Annotated in this window: 5 protein-coding genes, 1 tRNA gene and 1 pseudogene; 6 read left to right on the plus strand and 1 reads right to left on the minus strand. The window is 44.2% G+C overall.

All coding sequences use genetic code 11. The features are described from left to right. Positions 1 to 47: 47 nt before the first annotated feature. Positions 48 to 937: pseudogene (locus BUE76_RS07795) on the minus strand (IS3 family transposase); the annotation flags it as partial. Positions 938 to 2344: 1407 nt separating this feature from the next. Here BUE76_RS07795 and BUE76_RS07805 point away from each other — a divergent pair. The 6 genes from BUE76_RS07805 to BUE76_RS07830 all read left to right on the plus strand — a co-directional run bounded on the left by BUE76_RS07805 (position 2345) and on the right by BUE76_RS07830 (position 16037). Then, positions 2345 to 2986 (plus strand): peptidoglycan-binding domain-containing protein, encoded by a 642-nt coding sequence (locus BUE76_RS07805; protein WP_073043752.1) that lies wholly within the window; start codon positions 2345 to 2347, stop codon positions 2984 to 2986. A gap of 29 nt (positions 2987 to 3015) precedes the next feature. Next, positions 3016 to 4143, plus strand: a complete 1128-nt coding sequence (locus BUE76_RS07810; RefSeq protein ID WP_073043754.1) for a hypothetical protein — start codon at positions 3016 to 3018, stop codon at positions 4141 to 4143. Next, positions 4134 to 4206, plus strand: a tRNA-OTHER gene (locus tag BUE76_RS07815). The genes BUE76_RS07810 and BUE76_RS07815 overlap by 10 nt, the downstream gene beginning before the upstream one ends. A 110-nt stretch (positions 4207 to 4316) precedes the next feature. Beyond that, positions 4317 to 5696, plus strand: coding sequence for a hypothetical protein (locus BUE76_RS07820; RefSeq protein WP_073043756.1), 1380 nt, complete (start codon positions 4317 to 4319; stop codon positions 5694 to 5696). Continuing rightward, complete coding sequence (locus BUE76_RS07825; protein WP_073043758.1) at positions 5693 to 15049, plus strand: hypothetical protein; 9357 nt, start codon at positions 5693 to 5695, stop codon at positions 15047 to 15049. Before BUE76_RS07820 ends, BUE76_RS07825 begins: the two co-directional genes overlap by 4 nt. After that, on the plus strand, positions 15000 to 16037 hold the full coding sequence (locus BUE76_RS07830; RefSeq protein ID WP_143157315.1) for a hypothetical protein: 1038 nt from the start codon (positions 15000 to 15002) through the stop codon (positions 16035 to 16037). Before BUE76_RS07825 ends, BUE76_RS07830 begins: the two co-directional genes overlap by 50 nt. The last annotated feature ends 16 nt before the right edge of the window (positions 16038 to 16053 follow it).

A 16053-nucleotide genomic window follows, 5' to 3' on the forward strand; every position in this document is an offset into this window, starting at 1 on the left:
GTTTGAAGTTACGAAAACCCCAACTGACACACTTTATGTAATACTCTCGGCTTACCTGGCTGGATGTATTGGATGGTGATGCCTCTTTCTTGTGCCCATAGTTCAAAGTCATTGGAGGTAAACTCCGGTCCATTATCAACTCTTACGGCTGCAGGTTTTCCATGCATGTCGATGGTTCTGTTCAGCGTTCTGATGATGCGCTTTGAGGAAAGTGAGGTGTCCACTTCAATGGCCAGCGCTTCCCTGGAGCAATCATCGATAACATTGAAGGTTCTGAACTTTCTGCCGCCTACCATACTATCGCTCATGAAATCCATAGACCAACTTCTATTAACGGCTGTTTGCTGTTGCAAAGGCTGTTTTACACGTGCCGGTAGTCTTCTTTTTCCTTTCCGCCTCTTGTTTAGCTTCAGCAGCTTATAAACCCTGTACACCTTCTTGTGGTTCCAAGTCTTGCCTGACCTGCGCATATAAGCAAAAAGTTTCCGAAAGCCGTACGTGGGGTGCTGAAAGGCAAGCTCCTGCAAGGCTTCTATGACCTGCCGATCATCTTTTGCCGATTGGTAGTAGAACTGGCTGCGTGGCAGCGAAACAAGCTTACAGGCCCTGCTCACAGGTATTTTCCGTTCGCGCACAATCTCTACACTCAGTTGCCTTTTGGTGGCAGGGCCCAACCTTTTTTTGTGAACAGGTCCTGGAGGATCTCATTATCCATTGCCAGGTTAGCGTACATCCGCTTCAGCCTTCCATTTTCTTCTTCCAACTCCTTGAGCCGCTTCACATCCGAGGCTTCCATGCCGCCGTACCTGCTCTTCCAGTTGTAAAAGGTGGCCTCTGAGATGGAGTGCTCCCGGCAAACCTCTTTGGTGGTGCGGCCCCCTTCCTGTTGCTTCAAAAAAGCAACAATCTGTGTTTCGGTAAATCGTGTTTGTTTCATGATAACAGTTTCTGAATTTAAGTAGAAAACTCTAATTCTAAACTGTCCGCTTTTTAGGGGTACTTACAAATGAACTATGTTACGCCGTCGAGAAGCGACATCCAACTGATACTAAATGGTACTTGTTTAAGTGCAACTTTTTTGGTTATACAGATGATTGCAAACCAATCATCAAGATGATATTTCTGTCTAGGTAGAAGTTTAACTGAGCATGTTCTTAATGTGTTTAGTTTGAAGCTTAGATGTTTGATTTAAACTAAGGATGGATGTTTCAAATTAGTCTGACAATTATCTGTAAAAAAGGGATGAGCTTCATGTCGTTCTTCTCTTGATCAAATTCGTTTGATCCAAGTATCTCAGTTGGACTCCTAATCACTCAATTTTGACAATAATGCGAGGCACAATATTGGGAGTGCGTAAATATTTCTTTGAATTTTTCATGCATAGGTTGATCAAATAGAAATTGCCTGAATTGGCCTGTAAACTCTGTTTATATAGTTTTCAATGGGTGCTATTTGATAAGGTGATAGGCAGTTATCAGCGGAAGAATCTCCATAAATGGAAAGAATAGTAAACACAGTCATCTGCTACAAAAACCTTGTTTTCTTTGCCTTCTTCCAAAGGAACTTTTTTGCAAAAACAAAATATCCAATTTGGGGTATTGCAAGTTTTGCTAATTATGCTTTATTTCAAGCTACCAATTGAGTAGAGCACTTGGTTAAAGGTCAACTCTCTCAGTTATTTTAGAGTCTTAGAAAGACAACCGACGGAAAATTCTAAGCAATCGTGAGAACAAACATTTTGCTTCTGTTACCTTACCAAAACAACCTTCCTGCCTTGCCTTTCTAATAAAAGATAGGCAAGTCCTACTGATACACCATTTTTTGTCATGTGTGACTAATGTGGCCTGCAAAACTGATTGGCAGCAGACCAAAGACATCGCTGTTTGGATCGCGTTTGCTAAATCGTCCCTTAGAATGCAGAGGACCCTAGGTTGGTTTACTCGCATTTCTTAACAGGTAGTTGCCAAAAATAGTCCCAAGAAAACAATTAAACGACTAACAGTTATATGCCTGAAATTTTGCCTTTTTCTGTCCTCTTTGCGTTACCTCCCTCCATAGGGAAAATCCGTTTCAGCTGAATCGAGGAAATGCTTATGAAGTGGTGTTAGGTGGAACAGACGAACACTTAGTTTGCTTATCGAAATAATAAGCAAGGAGTGGAAAAAGAATAAATCATTGTGCAAATGCACATTTTAACGCCTCAGGACAGGAAGGAAACTTATAAAAAATCCTACAAAATTATTTCCCCAACTATTAAATCACAAAAGTGCCAACTCCAACCGAACTCTTAACGTACGCAAAAACACACTTAGGTGAAAAATATGATCTCGGTGCAAAAGTGCCAATGGAAAACGCCAATTGGAAAGGCCCCTGGGATTGTGCTGAATTTGTCACCTATTGTGTTAATCGCATCACCGGTAAACTCTACGGTTACCGGGGGATGGAGGGCGGAGGCGCCTATACAGGGTACTGGTATGAAGACGCCCGCAACGGCATCGTTAAAAGCGTTAGTCTTGCAGATGCACTGAAAATTGAAGGTGCGATCCTGTTACGGAAGCCGAAAGTGGTAAATGAGCGGAAGCTAATTGGGCATATCGCCTTTACAGACGGGAAAGGAAAAACTGTCGAAGCAAGAGGAGCGCAGTATGGTGTGATGGAATACGAAGTTGGTCGCGCCAACGAACGCAAATGGGATATCGGCATTCTGGTTCCAGAAATCAGCTGCGTGGCTGGCGCTGAAGGTATCCGAAAACTGAATTTGCATGGGAGTCCCACCTTTGACCGGAGCATTCAAAACAGTTTTTCGGTGGCAAGCCTTCAAAAACTCAAAATTCGACTCTCAGAACTAAACCTTTATCAGGCTGACGATGAAAGTTCAAACGCCGAGCGACTGGAGCTTGCACTATATAACTTTCAGGTCGCTAAGGGACTGGAGCCCTCCGGGATACTAGACAGAGACACCGAAAAGGCCTTGTTTGCCGATTAATTTTTAACCAAATCTAACTCCTCAAGCCAATGAACATTTATCAGGCCCTCTGGTCTGCTGACGAAAACAGATTTTCTGTATCTGGAAAAAATGGTGACAATGGGTTTACAAATCCGGCTGCCGACATCCTGTTGGACGAACAAGTAAGAGCGTCTGGAAAACGAGAGACCGACCTAGCTGCCAACCCTCTATTTGCCAAAGTCAACCTCAAAAAACTCCAAACACCACTCAACGAAGCGTTTATAAAACTGCTCAATAACTATGTTGTCAACTACCGGGCAGAAGAAGCCTATACAACGGAAGAAACCGCAGAAATCTTCGCGTACCTAGAAGCAGTCCAAGAAACAAAAGTTTGGCAACTGGCGATTGATTACATCGAAGGAGAATTAAAAGAGCCGCTCCGTGATGGCTTTACTGAAAAAATGTTCGACCTCTGGTTCCGACTTTACACTAACTGGTACAAGGGAAAGGCCTCACCATACTGCTCCGGCTTTGAGCATGTTTTTGTGGGAGAAGGTAAATATGAAGCACGCAGCAACGGTGACAAAACTTTGGGGGAGGTCGCTGGGTACCACAATTGGATAAAATTCCTACTCGATGAACAAACAGGTCGAGTTAATTTCCTCGGTTATAATTATGGATTAAGCAACAACATGGGTTTTAACAACCTAACGGTAGTAACCCTTCAAATGATGTGGACTCACACGGATCTAAACGGAGATCTCAAAACGTTTTTGTTTAAACCAAAGGGTGGCTTTTTTGTAGGCAGTAGTCCTGAATGTGAGCTTGCCATGGGAACTGTCGCCTTTTTTGAAACCAAAAAAGGTTTGTTTCAAAATGACAGAAGAAAAATTACAATAGATGATGACACGCTGAATTTAGTATTATTCCAGAACGTTACTAAGGAGGGACAAAGAGGTGATCAAATTCGGTCTTTTTTCCCTGAATACGTAAGTGCAGCAACCTTTGCGGCCTCATTGTTAGAAGATGTTACTTCAAAGCCAGTAGTAGTAGAGGACCTTCTTCGTTTAAACAACGCTCTATTTCCGGACTTAGTTTACCAACACTCGCCAACTGCCACAAAACGCAGCATTTTTTCACTGAAGGAAAGCTGGTCTTTTAGTACAAAAAATTGGAAAATGATGGAGGCATCTTAGCTCAGTTGGGAGAGCAACAGAGGTTTACCTCTGGAGACATGGGTTCGACACCCATAGATGCCCAAAATCATAACGATCAATCCTTCTCTTTTGAAAAATTCTAATCACCTTATGGGGATCCTAAAGAAACTTATTAAATCATCAATAACTGACATAATCTTAGAAGCTAGCGTATGATACGAATAAAAATGCTTATTACTGCTCGCCTATTCATCTACTTTCTGCTGACCGCTTGCTATATAGCATTCTTGGTGTATCCACTCAACGCACAAAAGCAATACCGGTTACAGGCCGTGAACATAACGCTAGCAAAAGGAAAGTCCTACACGGCAGAGTTCATGATGCCGCCTCATTCCCGCCTAGGCAAAAAAAATCAAAGATCAATAAACTTCAATCCAAAGTTCAAATACCACCGCGTATTGATCAAAGGTTTAGGCACTGGGTACTTTGCCAACCTTGCCAGTTTAAACAATGCTGTTTATGAATGGGATGACAGGGCTATTCCCCGTGAACGGCTGGACCGCTCTTATTCAATCAACAATGCTGATAAGATTTATGCGGATGTTGATAGCGCAGTGATCATTTATTACAATGCAAAAGATTTTTCAAGCATAGTGATAGAGCTGAATTATCCAAAGCTGTTTGAAGGAACTACTTCAGAGCAAGATCTGACCGAAAAATTTGAGAACCTGCACGCGGATGTGATAATAAAGCTAAGCGGGTTAGAAAACAATGCCGCAAGCGGCTCCTGGGCAAAAACTACTGCCGCAGAAATAAACAAAAAATTAAATGAACTAATGCCTGGGCCGCACAAGGCAGTTATGGGAAGATTTGGATCTAAAACATCAGGCGCCCATTCATTCATAATGTTGAGCCCTGACATGAAATTGAAAGTAGATGCAGTTGAAAAAATTACGGAGGCGGGCAAGTGGGGCTACCGCCTTAAGGGCACGTTTGATATTTCTATCCTCCGTTCCGATGCAGGCCTGGTGGTGCAGAGCCCTTTCATAAAATTCAGTTCAGGCACAATGCCCACGAATTATACAAACAGTGTAAAAGACAGGTCGCTGCAGGCATCCACCGGCGATATTCAATTATCAGAAGCCACCAAAGCTTCCAATTACATTTTTCTCTACCAGGAACAGTTCAAGAGAAATAACAGTGACCCTACAGCCGGCCCCGATCCATGCTTTGCAACCGCTGATGCAGACATAATTCAATGCAATGCTTTTCTTGTTCATACCAATGAACCTGTAAATGTGTACCCCCATTTAGATGGCGGTGATATTGAGAGTCAAACAGCAATAGTAAAATCAGCTTTCGGAACGCGAAACCTCATCTCACCTTACATAACCGTTAAAGTAAACGGGCAAGATGCAGAGCTGATGCTGGCCACTACATTAGCACAATTCGCTCAAAAATATTCGCTGCCGCGAAAATATAATTTAATGAGGTTATACAACGGCCGGTATCGCTCTGTGAAATACAAAGACATTAACCCAAATCAAAGCCCGCTGATACTACCAGGCGATATCATAATCTATAAGCCATGAAATTAACGCAACATCCCACTCTAAAGAATTTTTACCACAATGCAGGTACAAAGCTCGCCGTGTTTTCTGCAAACACCGCTGCAGCCGAGTTTGACCTTGCTACTGCTTTTGATTCAACGGCATTTGATTTCATTGTTTTCTTCTTTAGGACCGATACGCCTGATTTCGATAAAGTGAGGGTTGAATTTTCCAGCGTAGTGGCCGCGGGCATACGAAAAATACTTTGGCTGGACGAGTTTACCTCCGCCGGTGCACGCAATGCTCAGGCAATTAATGTCATGAGTAAGTCGAATGTAGTACAGGGTTATGCCGTGGTATTTGGAAGCACTGACAACCAGGTAGCTATTTCAAGGAATGACAACAAAGCAACCATTAAATTCCTAGACGGCAACTTAAACGTACTCGTTGCCGGTGGTAAAGAACATACTTTCCTTGCGCACAACACAACAGCGCTTGAATCAATGGCCGTTTTCACCAGCGCCGTCATCCCATTATCAAACCTTGCAAAGATCAGCGGCACTAAAACCAGCATCGCGAACAATTTCGGCTCATTATGCTTTACAGCCGCCAAGCCAAAGAACGGCACGCTGGTACAACCCACTATTCCTTTTATACAGGATGATAAGGGAGAAATGAAACTTCGCTCCTATCATTTCTTTGATCATGAAGATTATGGCAAAGATTCACAACTGGTGGTAACACTGTTCCCGTACGATTCGGTTTCCAATGAAAAAGATGATTACTCCAGTTTTATGGAAACCGTGCGTTCCACCCACGTCACCACCAACATACCAAATGAATTTGCACAAAAAACAAAGACAAGCTTTAAAGATGGAAACTTTGTTTCGAGGCTTAGCTTTACCGAGGTGCTTGCCGGCGATAAAAGCACGCGGAACTTCTTTTTCATTCCGGAGGATGCCCAACAATTGCAGATGGCCAATGAAGGTAAAAATACCCTGCTCGGCTTTTCGGGTACTGAACGGGTGGATAACAAGATGATCATCCAGTTCAGGGAATCTGAGAATGTACGGTATGATGATCGCGAAATACAATTTATGCCGCATGGAAATTCCAGGACAGTATTCACAACGCTGGTAAATAGAACAGATTACCATACCGACAGTGAAAAATCTCCGCTGTTTGACAACGTGGAAAAAACCGGCGACTCTCCTACCCTCGAAGTTGCGTACAGCGCCATCCCCGTTAAAAACCTAGAAAATATAGAGCTGCCATTCATTCCCACATTCACTTTCACCGGCCGCCGGGACTTGCTGGAACTGGAAAAAGCATTTTCAAAATACCGGATCAAAAAAGTAAAAGCTGCTGCTTTGCGTCCAGGCCCACGAGAAATTGACACAAAACAATTCGTAACCCCGCAAGGCTTCCTGCGCAATGCAGGAAAGCTTGATTTTATTAAGGGACCCAAAAAGGAGGACGGACTAAAAGCAAAGGATAGAACTGAAGCTAATGACATTCCATTCCAGTTTTCTGTTGACGGGGTAACAGCCACTTCAGACTTCAACCTTTCACTGTGCCGTGAAGACGTGTTCTTTGTGCTGACGCCCCGCATGCTTAAAGGCCAACTGGAAAAAATAATTGTATTTTTTGAACTGAAGAAGTTTAAGATCGACCTGGATGTTTTTACCGCCGCCGCCGACACTGAAGATACCATTATCATTTTCAAATTCAGCAAACGCTCCTTTATTGATCTGCTGAACGACCGTGAAAGCTGGAGCAATTTCGGGAATTATAAACCAGCAGATTATCAAAGGCTGATAGATAGTATTACATCCAAATCAGAGTTTCCAAATACGCCGGATTATGCCTACTTCAATAATACAATTAAGGTAGATCCAAAGTGGAATGGCGTTATTGTGCTCAACATACCATTGAACAATAAGCAGCTTCCAACCATATTTGATGGCCTTTCAGCATCGCAGGTGCTGCAGTCAAGCACCGGAACTGCAAAGCCTGGTGATCAACTGCAATTCAAAACAGGCCTTCGTTTCCAGTACATTGCATTCCCGGTGAACAAAACAGGTATTGAAGATGGCAGCGTTGCCATTCGTTCAACTTCCTTTTATGGCATCATTGATTATGACCTGCTCAATAAACCCGATGGCTCGGTATCTGAAGATTATAAAACCGCATCAAAGCATTTTGAGGATGACAGGGCAAAAATAAAAACCCATAAATTCCTGCTCACCAAATTGCTGGTGCGCTTTGAAAATTCAGAGATCAGGAATTTCAAATCCTTTGCATTCCTGCAGGTGCCAAACCTGTTTGAAAATGATGTGGAATTTGACAAGATAAAGTTTGAGCATGAGATCCCTGCCAGTGATGTGAAGCCCAACCTTATAAGGCTTGAAGGGCAATACCAAAAGAACAGCGCCGGCAACGATGAATTTAATTTTTCCGCAAAGCAGAACCTGGTCATAAAGTTCCGTGATGGCAATTTGCTGGACAACATCACCGTAACAAAAATATCTTTCAGCTTTTCAGAAGGCACCAAAGAATACCGTTTTGATATCGATGCCAAGGCAGGCCTGGGCGCATGGTCAAGAATGGACCTTTTTTCAGTAGATGACCTGCATTTCCAAAACATCGGTTTAAAGTTCTCGCTTGATGGATTAAAGCTGCCATCAATAAAATTTGATCTTTCACGGTTGCTGGTATTTCCTAAAATATCCTTCAACGGCAAGGGCTTGCTGAGCAGCTTTCCTATCAGGTTCAGCCATTTTGAAATATTCAAGCTGAGAAGGAAAAGCAAGAAGGAAATAGAGATCGATTATGACTATTTCACCTTCCCTGACTTTGAAGTGCCCGACATAGATATCGGTTGCTTTGCCAGCATGTTCTCATTCATTTTTGATTTTGATCTCGGCACGCTTGGCAACCTGGGAGCATTGAAAGCGCTGAAAGGAAAATTCTGCCTTGGCTGGACGCTGAAAAAAGGATTTGCAATAGGCATTAAGCTGGATGGTCCCAGCTCAGACGGGCTTCACCTGGACCTGTTTGGCGCATTGAAGCTGGATATTAAGAAGCTGGAGTTCTGCAAGGCAGGTGAGCAATTCCTCATCAGGATATTAGATGCACGCTTAAAAATATTCAGCATAGACCTTCCGCCGGAAGATAAAACTTTCAGCGCCGTGATTTTTGCCCATCCGGGAGAGAAGATAGCCTGGCTTATGTCTTATGTAAAAGGAACAGATCCAAATCCCACCAATAACAAATTGCTGCTGGGCATAGGCCAGCGTGTTGGCCTTGACGGAGTGGAAAATATGCGCCTGGTGAAAGACGGCATAGAGCAGATAAAAAATGTGTTTAATCCTGAGATCAAAGTGTGCGGCCAGGGCGTTCCCCCGGTCTACCGCCCTGAGCGCAACTGGCTCATTGGCTCCGAAGCATTGCTTCCGGAGAAATGGCCGTTGGAACTGCAATTTATCTTCAACGATCCGGTGCTGTATGGCATTCATTTAGGTTTTAAGAACGGCCTGCTGGCCGGCTTCAATATTGATATTCTTTATAAAAAACTTTCCGAGAACCTGGGCGTGTATTCTACCGAAATACAATTGCCAGATGCCATCAGGTCGCACGACACCGGCGGCGCTTATTTCAGGCTGCCCAATATTGGCATCGATATTTATACCAATGGTGATTGGAAAACAGACATTGGCTTTCCACGCACCAGCGATGACTGGTCGCGTTCAGGCTTTTTGCAACTGCGCACCGTTCCACCATTTGTAGGCTGGTTTGGTTTTTATCTCATGCGTTCGCGGACTGCTTCGCTTACACTGTTCAAAGGTTTTATTGATGATGCCTATTCAAGGAAGCATCTCAATATTATCCAGGCAGGCTTTGCCATGCGTGTAGGCTTAGGCGCTTACATTGACGGCGGAATATTTTATGTAGGTGCTTCCATTACCGTGTATGGCATTTTAGAAGGCGCATTTGCATTTGAGAACCAAACAGGACTTGCAACAATGTTCCCTGACCATTTTGCTATCATGGGCAGGGTAGGCGCCATTGCGGAGCTGGTAGGATACGTGGATTTCTTCATCATCAAAGCTTCCATTCGTATTTCATTGCGCGCAGAATTTGGGATGCTGCTGGTCTATTTGAGCAAGCCGGGTAACGTGCTAAATCCTTCAAAGCCAGGCCAGGGCAAGGGCATACAGCCTGTAAAAGTTTACATTGAAGGAGAAGTGAAAGTGCGGGTGTCCATTAAAATAGGTTGTGTAAAAATTCACTTGTCGTTCCGCGCATTTGTAAGATTTGAATATACCATTGGCGGTGGCGGATCATCGCAAAAGCTGGCGCGTAAACAGGCCAACAGGTTCCTGCCTGAAACAAGCGCTTCGCCAATAGAAGTAACGATCAATGGCATTACAGACGTGCCCATGATCTACATGCCCGCATTCTCTAAGATAAATGAAAGCGGCAGTGTGGAACAGTTGCTCATGCTGCATAGTTTTTCCATTCCTTTTTTCGGCCTGAAAAAAGATGGGGATCGCATAGTTTTCTCAAAAAAGAATTTTATCAAGAACAAAGTGCTGCAACCATTCTTCAATAACCTCGTCACGGGTTTGAGTGCACAATCAATTGCAGGCGCAAATACTTATGAAACGCTGCGCGCAGTTCTTATTGGCAACGACGTGAAAGGCACTGCCGGGGCAGACGTCAGAATAAATATCAAGCTTCCTAATTACAGGCCCGTATTTATTAAAGGGATCAATTCAACGGATAAAGCAACTGTTGTGAATATCCTTAAGAATTATTTCCTGCTGGATGACACCGAAATTGATCTTGGCCCCGGCCCTACCTGCAAACCCATAGTAGACAGTTTTGTACATGCACTCATTCCTGCCCCGGTAGTTTGTAAAATAAAAATAGCCGATGCCAATGGAATTTCTATTCATGAAACAACAGAAAAATTCGGGCTTACTGTAAAAGGACTGGTAAGCGGTGATGTGACAAGCACCATCAGGCCCATCATGAAAAAAGAAAGCGACCTGCAGTATATGGAAGCGTTTTATGATGATTACAAAACCCAGTTCCTTGACCGCACCAATAACATAGCAAAGCTGGCAGATCCTGAGCACGATATACGTGAAAATGTAATGGTGCCGGAATTCTTTACACTGGCGGCTCTGCTTACATTGGAAACCTTTTTTAACCAGGTGAATCCCAAACAAAAAAATGGCGAGGCCGTTAACCCTGCAATCAGCATTGATAATGGCGGCATCTTCCATTATGAGTACCAGATCAAGGATGAAAATAGTGAAGAGCAAACAGTGACAGGTACCTGGGACCCGAAAGATTCATTGGAAGACATTATAGGCCAGCTGAATTATTTTTATAACAGCGGCCTGCGCCTGCCTGAAGTAGCTCAGGCGATTGCGACAAAAGCTATTTATGCCGTTCTTGAACAGCAGGAAACTATCACGCCTTTGGCTGCCGGTCCTGATCCCGCAACTGTTAGCATATTGCTGGATGACCAGGATATTACCAATGAAGTATTTGGTGAATCGCCCGCAAGCAGAAGAGACAATATCAGTGATATGGGGAAATTCATTTCCGGGTTTGAAACTGCTGGTTTCCTGGAAAAATTGCGTGACGAGTTTGATGCAGCCGGTCCCAAATTCACCAGTCCATTCTCCTTATTGCCGGTAACGATCGGCGTGCAAACAGGCCGGCTGAACATAGAAAGCAGTGGTGTTGTTGAAGGAAGGTTTTTTGAATTGCCGGCCAGGCTTTCGCAGCACGGCACACTTTCTTCACTTTATTCCTACGCCGTAAAATTTGCAGACGTTAAGCAAACAACCGACGCCGGCGCTGTTACGCTGAACGTTTTCAACTGCCTGAATGTTGAAGTAAAAATAAAGCGCCATACCAACCGCGTAGTAGAAATAGTGAATGTGTATGCAGATGAGCTGAACCTTATATACACGCTGCACCGCGAGCAGTTTGACATAGACGGCATTGACCTGTACTACAAGCCGGTGGAAAATGACCCGAAACAACCTGTGCGCCTGCTGCGGCTTATTAATACGGTTGGCACCATTCTTAAAACCAATTTATCGCCCCGCACCTCACCACCTTTGTTTGAAACGCTGGCCAAGGCGCGCAAAGAAGATGAAAACAACCGCAATTTCTGGGAAGATTCAAACAAAGACCGTAAACATTTCATAAAGCTGTTGTGGGAAGCAGTAACCACCAATACCGGAGGCTACTTTATTGTACTTGACAAGGATTTTGATGCAATGCTGCCTGAAGGAAGCACTGAAGAAACAATGATCGTTTCTTTTTCAACCACCAGCGCCGAAGTGCCGCGCAACTTCAATTGCTTCCGGTTGCCATTCAACCAAACAGTGTTTGACGGGCTGGACCAAAAAACGCACTACCTGTACCTGGACAAAATCCTGCTTGATAAGAAAGCTGTACAGGAATACCATCCCGTTATTCCCGCACACAGCTTGGGCTTTGAAGTGTTCCGCGACCGCACAAAGAACCCAAAGAGCAATTACCTGCAATACCTGCCGCTGGAATTCAATTTACAGGAAAGCGGTGGCAAAGTGATACTGGACAAGCAGCGCATATTGCCCATTATGCCAACGAGTGTATTGGATAAAGATGGCAACCCGGTAACCGATCAATATAAATACGAGCACATTTCTCCATTGAATGTAATGGACCGCACCATAACCGGAGATGATCTGCCGGCATTTTATGCAGAGCTAAACAATGTGAAGCGTTATGAAACAGTAGGAAAGAAATACAAGCTGGAGTATGACATCCGGGATGTGCATGGATACAGGATTGCCGCAAAGGGTGAAAAGCCTATTGGCGCTGCCACGTACACGCATTTCTATTTTGATAAGTTGGTGCCCGTGGAATCGTGGCCGCTTACAAAATTGGGCTATTGGTTTGACAACTGGGAAAAGGAGAAAAATATCCTGTCCTGGAAAGTTTCCTGCAATAGTGATATCCGTGAAGTACTGGACCTGGCGGCGATAGAGCGTACAGGCAAGGATTTCAAATACAAGCTTGGCGATGAAATTGAACGCGAGGATGTTGAAAAGCTGAAGTTGATAATTCCTGGCGTATTAAATAACCTGTACACCATACTGGCGCAGCTTACAGATGCAAGAACAATTGTTACACTCAGCAATTACAAAGGCACAAAAACGGTAAAAGAAGAATTAAGAAAGAAGATAGAAAGCATTACACTGCTGTTGCAAAGCATTATTGAAACCAAACACATGCCTACGGAAAATGTTGTGGCAATTGATGCATTTTCAGTTGAAACAAACCCGGCAGACAGTGTAAAGAACCTGCATGCAATAAGCATCAGCATCAGCAGGCCCCTGGAAAACACATTGGCCGCCAAAGAAGCTGCCGAACTATTTGGCTACGACGAAAAAATAATCAGCGATCCCGACCAGACCTGGGACTTTGCCACCACGCATTCCTGCGAATCTGAAATTGCGCATCTCAATCCCGCAGACAATGCAAGATCATCCGTTCACGATCTAAATGATGCCATAAGGCTGGGTACAAAGCTGAAGTTTGACACAACACATCCCGACGATCCGCAAAAAGTGCAAATGGCCGCATGGTCATTAGGCATCAGCTCCAACAATATTACCCAAAAGCGGGTGTTGTTCGTAATAAATGAAGCGGGGCTTTCACAGTTAAGGGCGGAAAATACAGATGCAGACGGAGCATTCGATGAAAATAAATGCTATTTCGGTATCAGGCCATTCTCCAACAAGTTATTCTCCGGCGAATATTCACCGCGGGTGGCGGGTTTGCCTTCGGAAGTGTTTACCAATATCGATCTTGACAAATCGCTGCGCATAGTGCTGAACAAAATGGATGAGCTGTTGCAGGCCAACTTTATTTCGGCACAGGTGAAAACAGGGCAGGATGCTGAAAAGGATCTTTTTGAACAGTTGATAGCTGTAAAAAGAAAGCTGGCCAAAACCCAACTGAGGGAAAAACTGGATTGGGTAATGCAGGAGCAGGAAGTGGGGGATGCAATTAAAACAGAATTCGGGAACCTGTTGCTGGAGCGGCTGAATAATTTTTATGATTATGATGGGGTCATCAGCACCGCCATCACTACGCCGGTCGATCTCTCAGGCAACCGCCTTACACTTAGCCTAGATACGCAAGCGGGCTACAAGCTGGTATCGTCTAAAATAGATGAGAGTAAGAAATGGTCCGTATTGTTTGACCAGCGGGAGCCAACTGATATCAGCTTTGATGTGCTTCCACGTGTAACTCATATTGAATTTGATATTACCCCTACAACCGGCAGCGAAGAGATAGAGCATTCCACCTGGATACAATTGATAAGGCCGGCGCAATTTGAAAACAGTTATAAGGTAACTGGCTGGCACCGCATCATTCGTGAGTTTCCTGATAAGCCGGTGATATTGCAGCATTCAGCCGATCAGAAGTTCACAGATGGCCAGCCGCAAGCTGCGGAATGGGACATTGAAGCCCTGGGCAAGTGGATCTATCAACTGGAAATAAAGGATACTTATCAAAAGGGCGACCGCATCAAAGGAAATATAACGCTGGCCACCCAAGTTGCAAAATTCCTAATGGCTGCGGCGGGTATTGAAAACTTTATTGCTTACTGGTCTGCCCGTATCATTTCACAGGGAGCAGCGTTTGACTGGAAACCATTTGTAACTGATCTGCACCTGCAATTTTCAACGCTTGCATTTGAAAGTAAGGAAGCTGCAACCAAAACCGCGCAGCATTCATTTGAATTGAGAAAAGTTGCAGCGGCAGAATGGAGCATAGCAGATGAGCATAGCATTCCCGGCGCCACCATCACATTCCATGACGGTGCAGGCAAGCCACACATACAGGTTGGAGATTTCAATGTGTTCAAGGCTGGAGAGAACATCATATCTGTACAGGTGGATGTAAGGGTGGTGAGAAATTCTGATGTGAAAAACGAAGAATTTCTTTACGAAACTGAAAAAGTGGAACCTGCCAGCCCGGCCACTCCACACATCAGGTATTTCAATCGCATTTTGCTGCGCGAAAAAACTTTTGCCGAAAAAGTGTTTACTGATGAGGTGATTGCCAACCCGTACAAATCCACCGCACGATATTATATGGCCACCGGCGATGTGGCTGACCAGGATATGCCTTTGCCTTCACTGCCCCTGCAACAGATTGAATGCACGCAGGGTTCGCGGCCTGCGGTGATAGATGATCTTTTCAAAAAACATAGCAATGGACACGCTTCATTTTCATTAACTGTTTATAATAAATCAACTGATGAAACAGAACTCCCGGTTTTTTATGCCGATACTATCTATAAAAAATAGTTACCGGCGCACAGCAATACTGTTTTTGCTGATGATGGCGATGCTGCAATCATTTTCGCAGCGTGTGTCGTCAGTAGAAATTGATGGAAAGCAAAAGAAGGATTGGCATTTTTACCCTGGCCGCACCAGCTTTGTGACGGTGAAGCTTGACAGTGCTGTGCCGGCTGGAGCGCAATTGTTCGTGATCTATGTTGACAACATCCCTGTCAGGAAAATATATCCTATCGGCCCGGTGGCCGGTACTTCACTAAATTATCGATTCGATTTTTCCACGCAGGCCCAGTTGATGGAATGGAAATCCTTTTTTCACGCAAACGACGGAGCAAACCAGTTAGATGGCAAAATTATCACTGTAGGATTAGAAACTGGCATACTGTTGAATTCGGCGGTTAAAGTTGATGTGCAATTGGTCAAAACCAATGCAACTGGTTGGGCATGGGGTATTGGCTTGATCTTGCTCGCAGCATTTGTGTACGCTCTTTTTTGGACAGAAATATTCAGGGAACCGACCACTATTCCGGGCACTCCCAAGACCAAGTTCAGTTTATCCCGTGTACAATTTGGTGTATGGAACATACTTATTCTTTTCAGCGCCGCATTTATTTATCTCTATACCGGCAGGCTGCTGGCAATTCCGCCTCAGCTGTTAGGATTAATAGGCATCAGCGGTGGCCAGTTTATACTGGGTTGGGCGCTGGCAAGAACACCTTCAGGCGAAACGCTGGCCAAAGAATCTTCCGGTAACGTGGTGGAAGACATTGGTGAAGGCGTGCACCGCTTCCAGAATTTGCTGTGGTCTATTGCGCTGTGGATCTATTTTATCCAGGCGCTGCTGGTAACAGTAGATTATCCGGCAATTGATGCAAACTTATTAATACTAACAGGCTTTACGGTTGGATTATATGCGTTCGGCAAAGCAAAAGAAACCAATACCGAGGCCAGGAAGCTGGCAAAAAGAAAAATTGACGATTCAAACCAAAATATTTAATCACAAAAAAAATGAA

Source organism: Cnuella takakiae (genome assembly GCF_001953305.1).
GTDB lineage: Bacteria > Bacteroidota > Bacteroidia > Chitinophagales > Chitinophagaceae > Flavisolibacter > Flavisolibacter takakiae.

Excerpts from the sequence above, each read along its gene's own strand:
- BUE76_RS07805 (WP_073043752.1), top strand. The coding sequence starts at position 2,345 with ATGGAAAACGCCAATTGGAAAGGCCCCTGGGATTGTGCTGAATTTGTC.
- BUE76_RS07810 (WP_073043754.1), top strand. The coding sequence starts at position 3,016 with ATGAACATTTATCAGGCCCTCTGGTCTGCTGACGAAAACAGATTTTCT.
- BUE76_RS07830 (WP_143157315.1), top strand. The coding sequence starts at position 15,000 with ATGAAACAGAACTCCCGGTTTTTTATGCCGATACTATCTATAAAAAAT.
- BUE76_RS07825 (WP_073043758.1), top strand. The coding sequence starts at position 5,693 with ATGAAATTAACGCAACATCCCACTCTAAAGAATTTTTACCACAATGCA.
- BUE76_RS07820 (WP_073043756.1), top strand. The coding sequence starts at position 4,317 with ATGATACGAATAAAAATGCTTATTACTGCTCGCCTATTCATCTACTTT.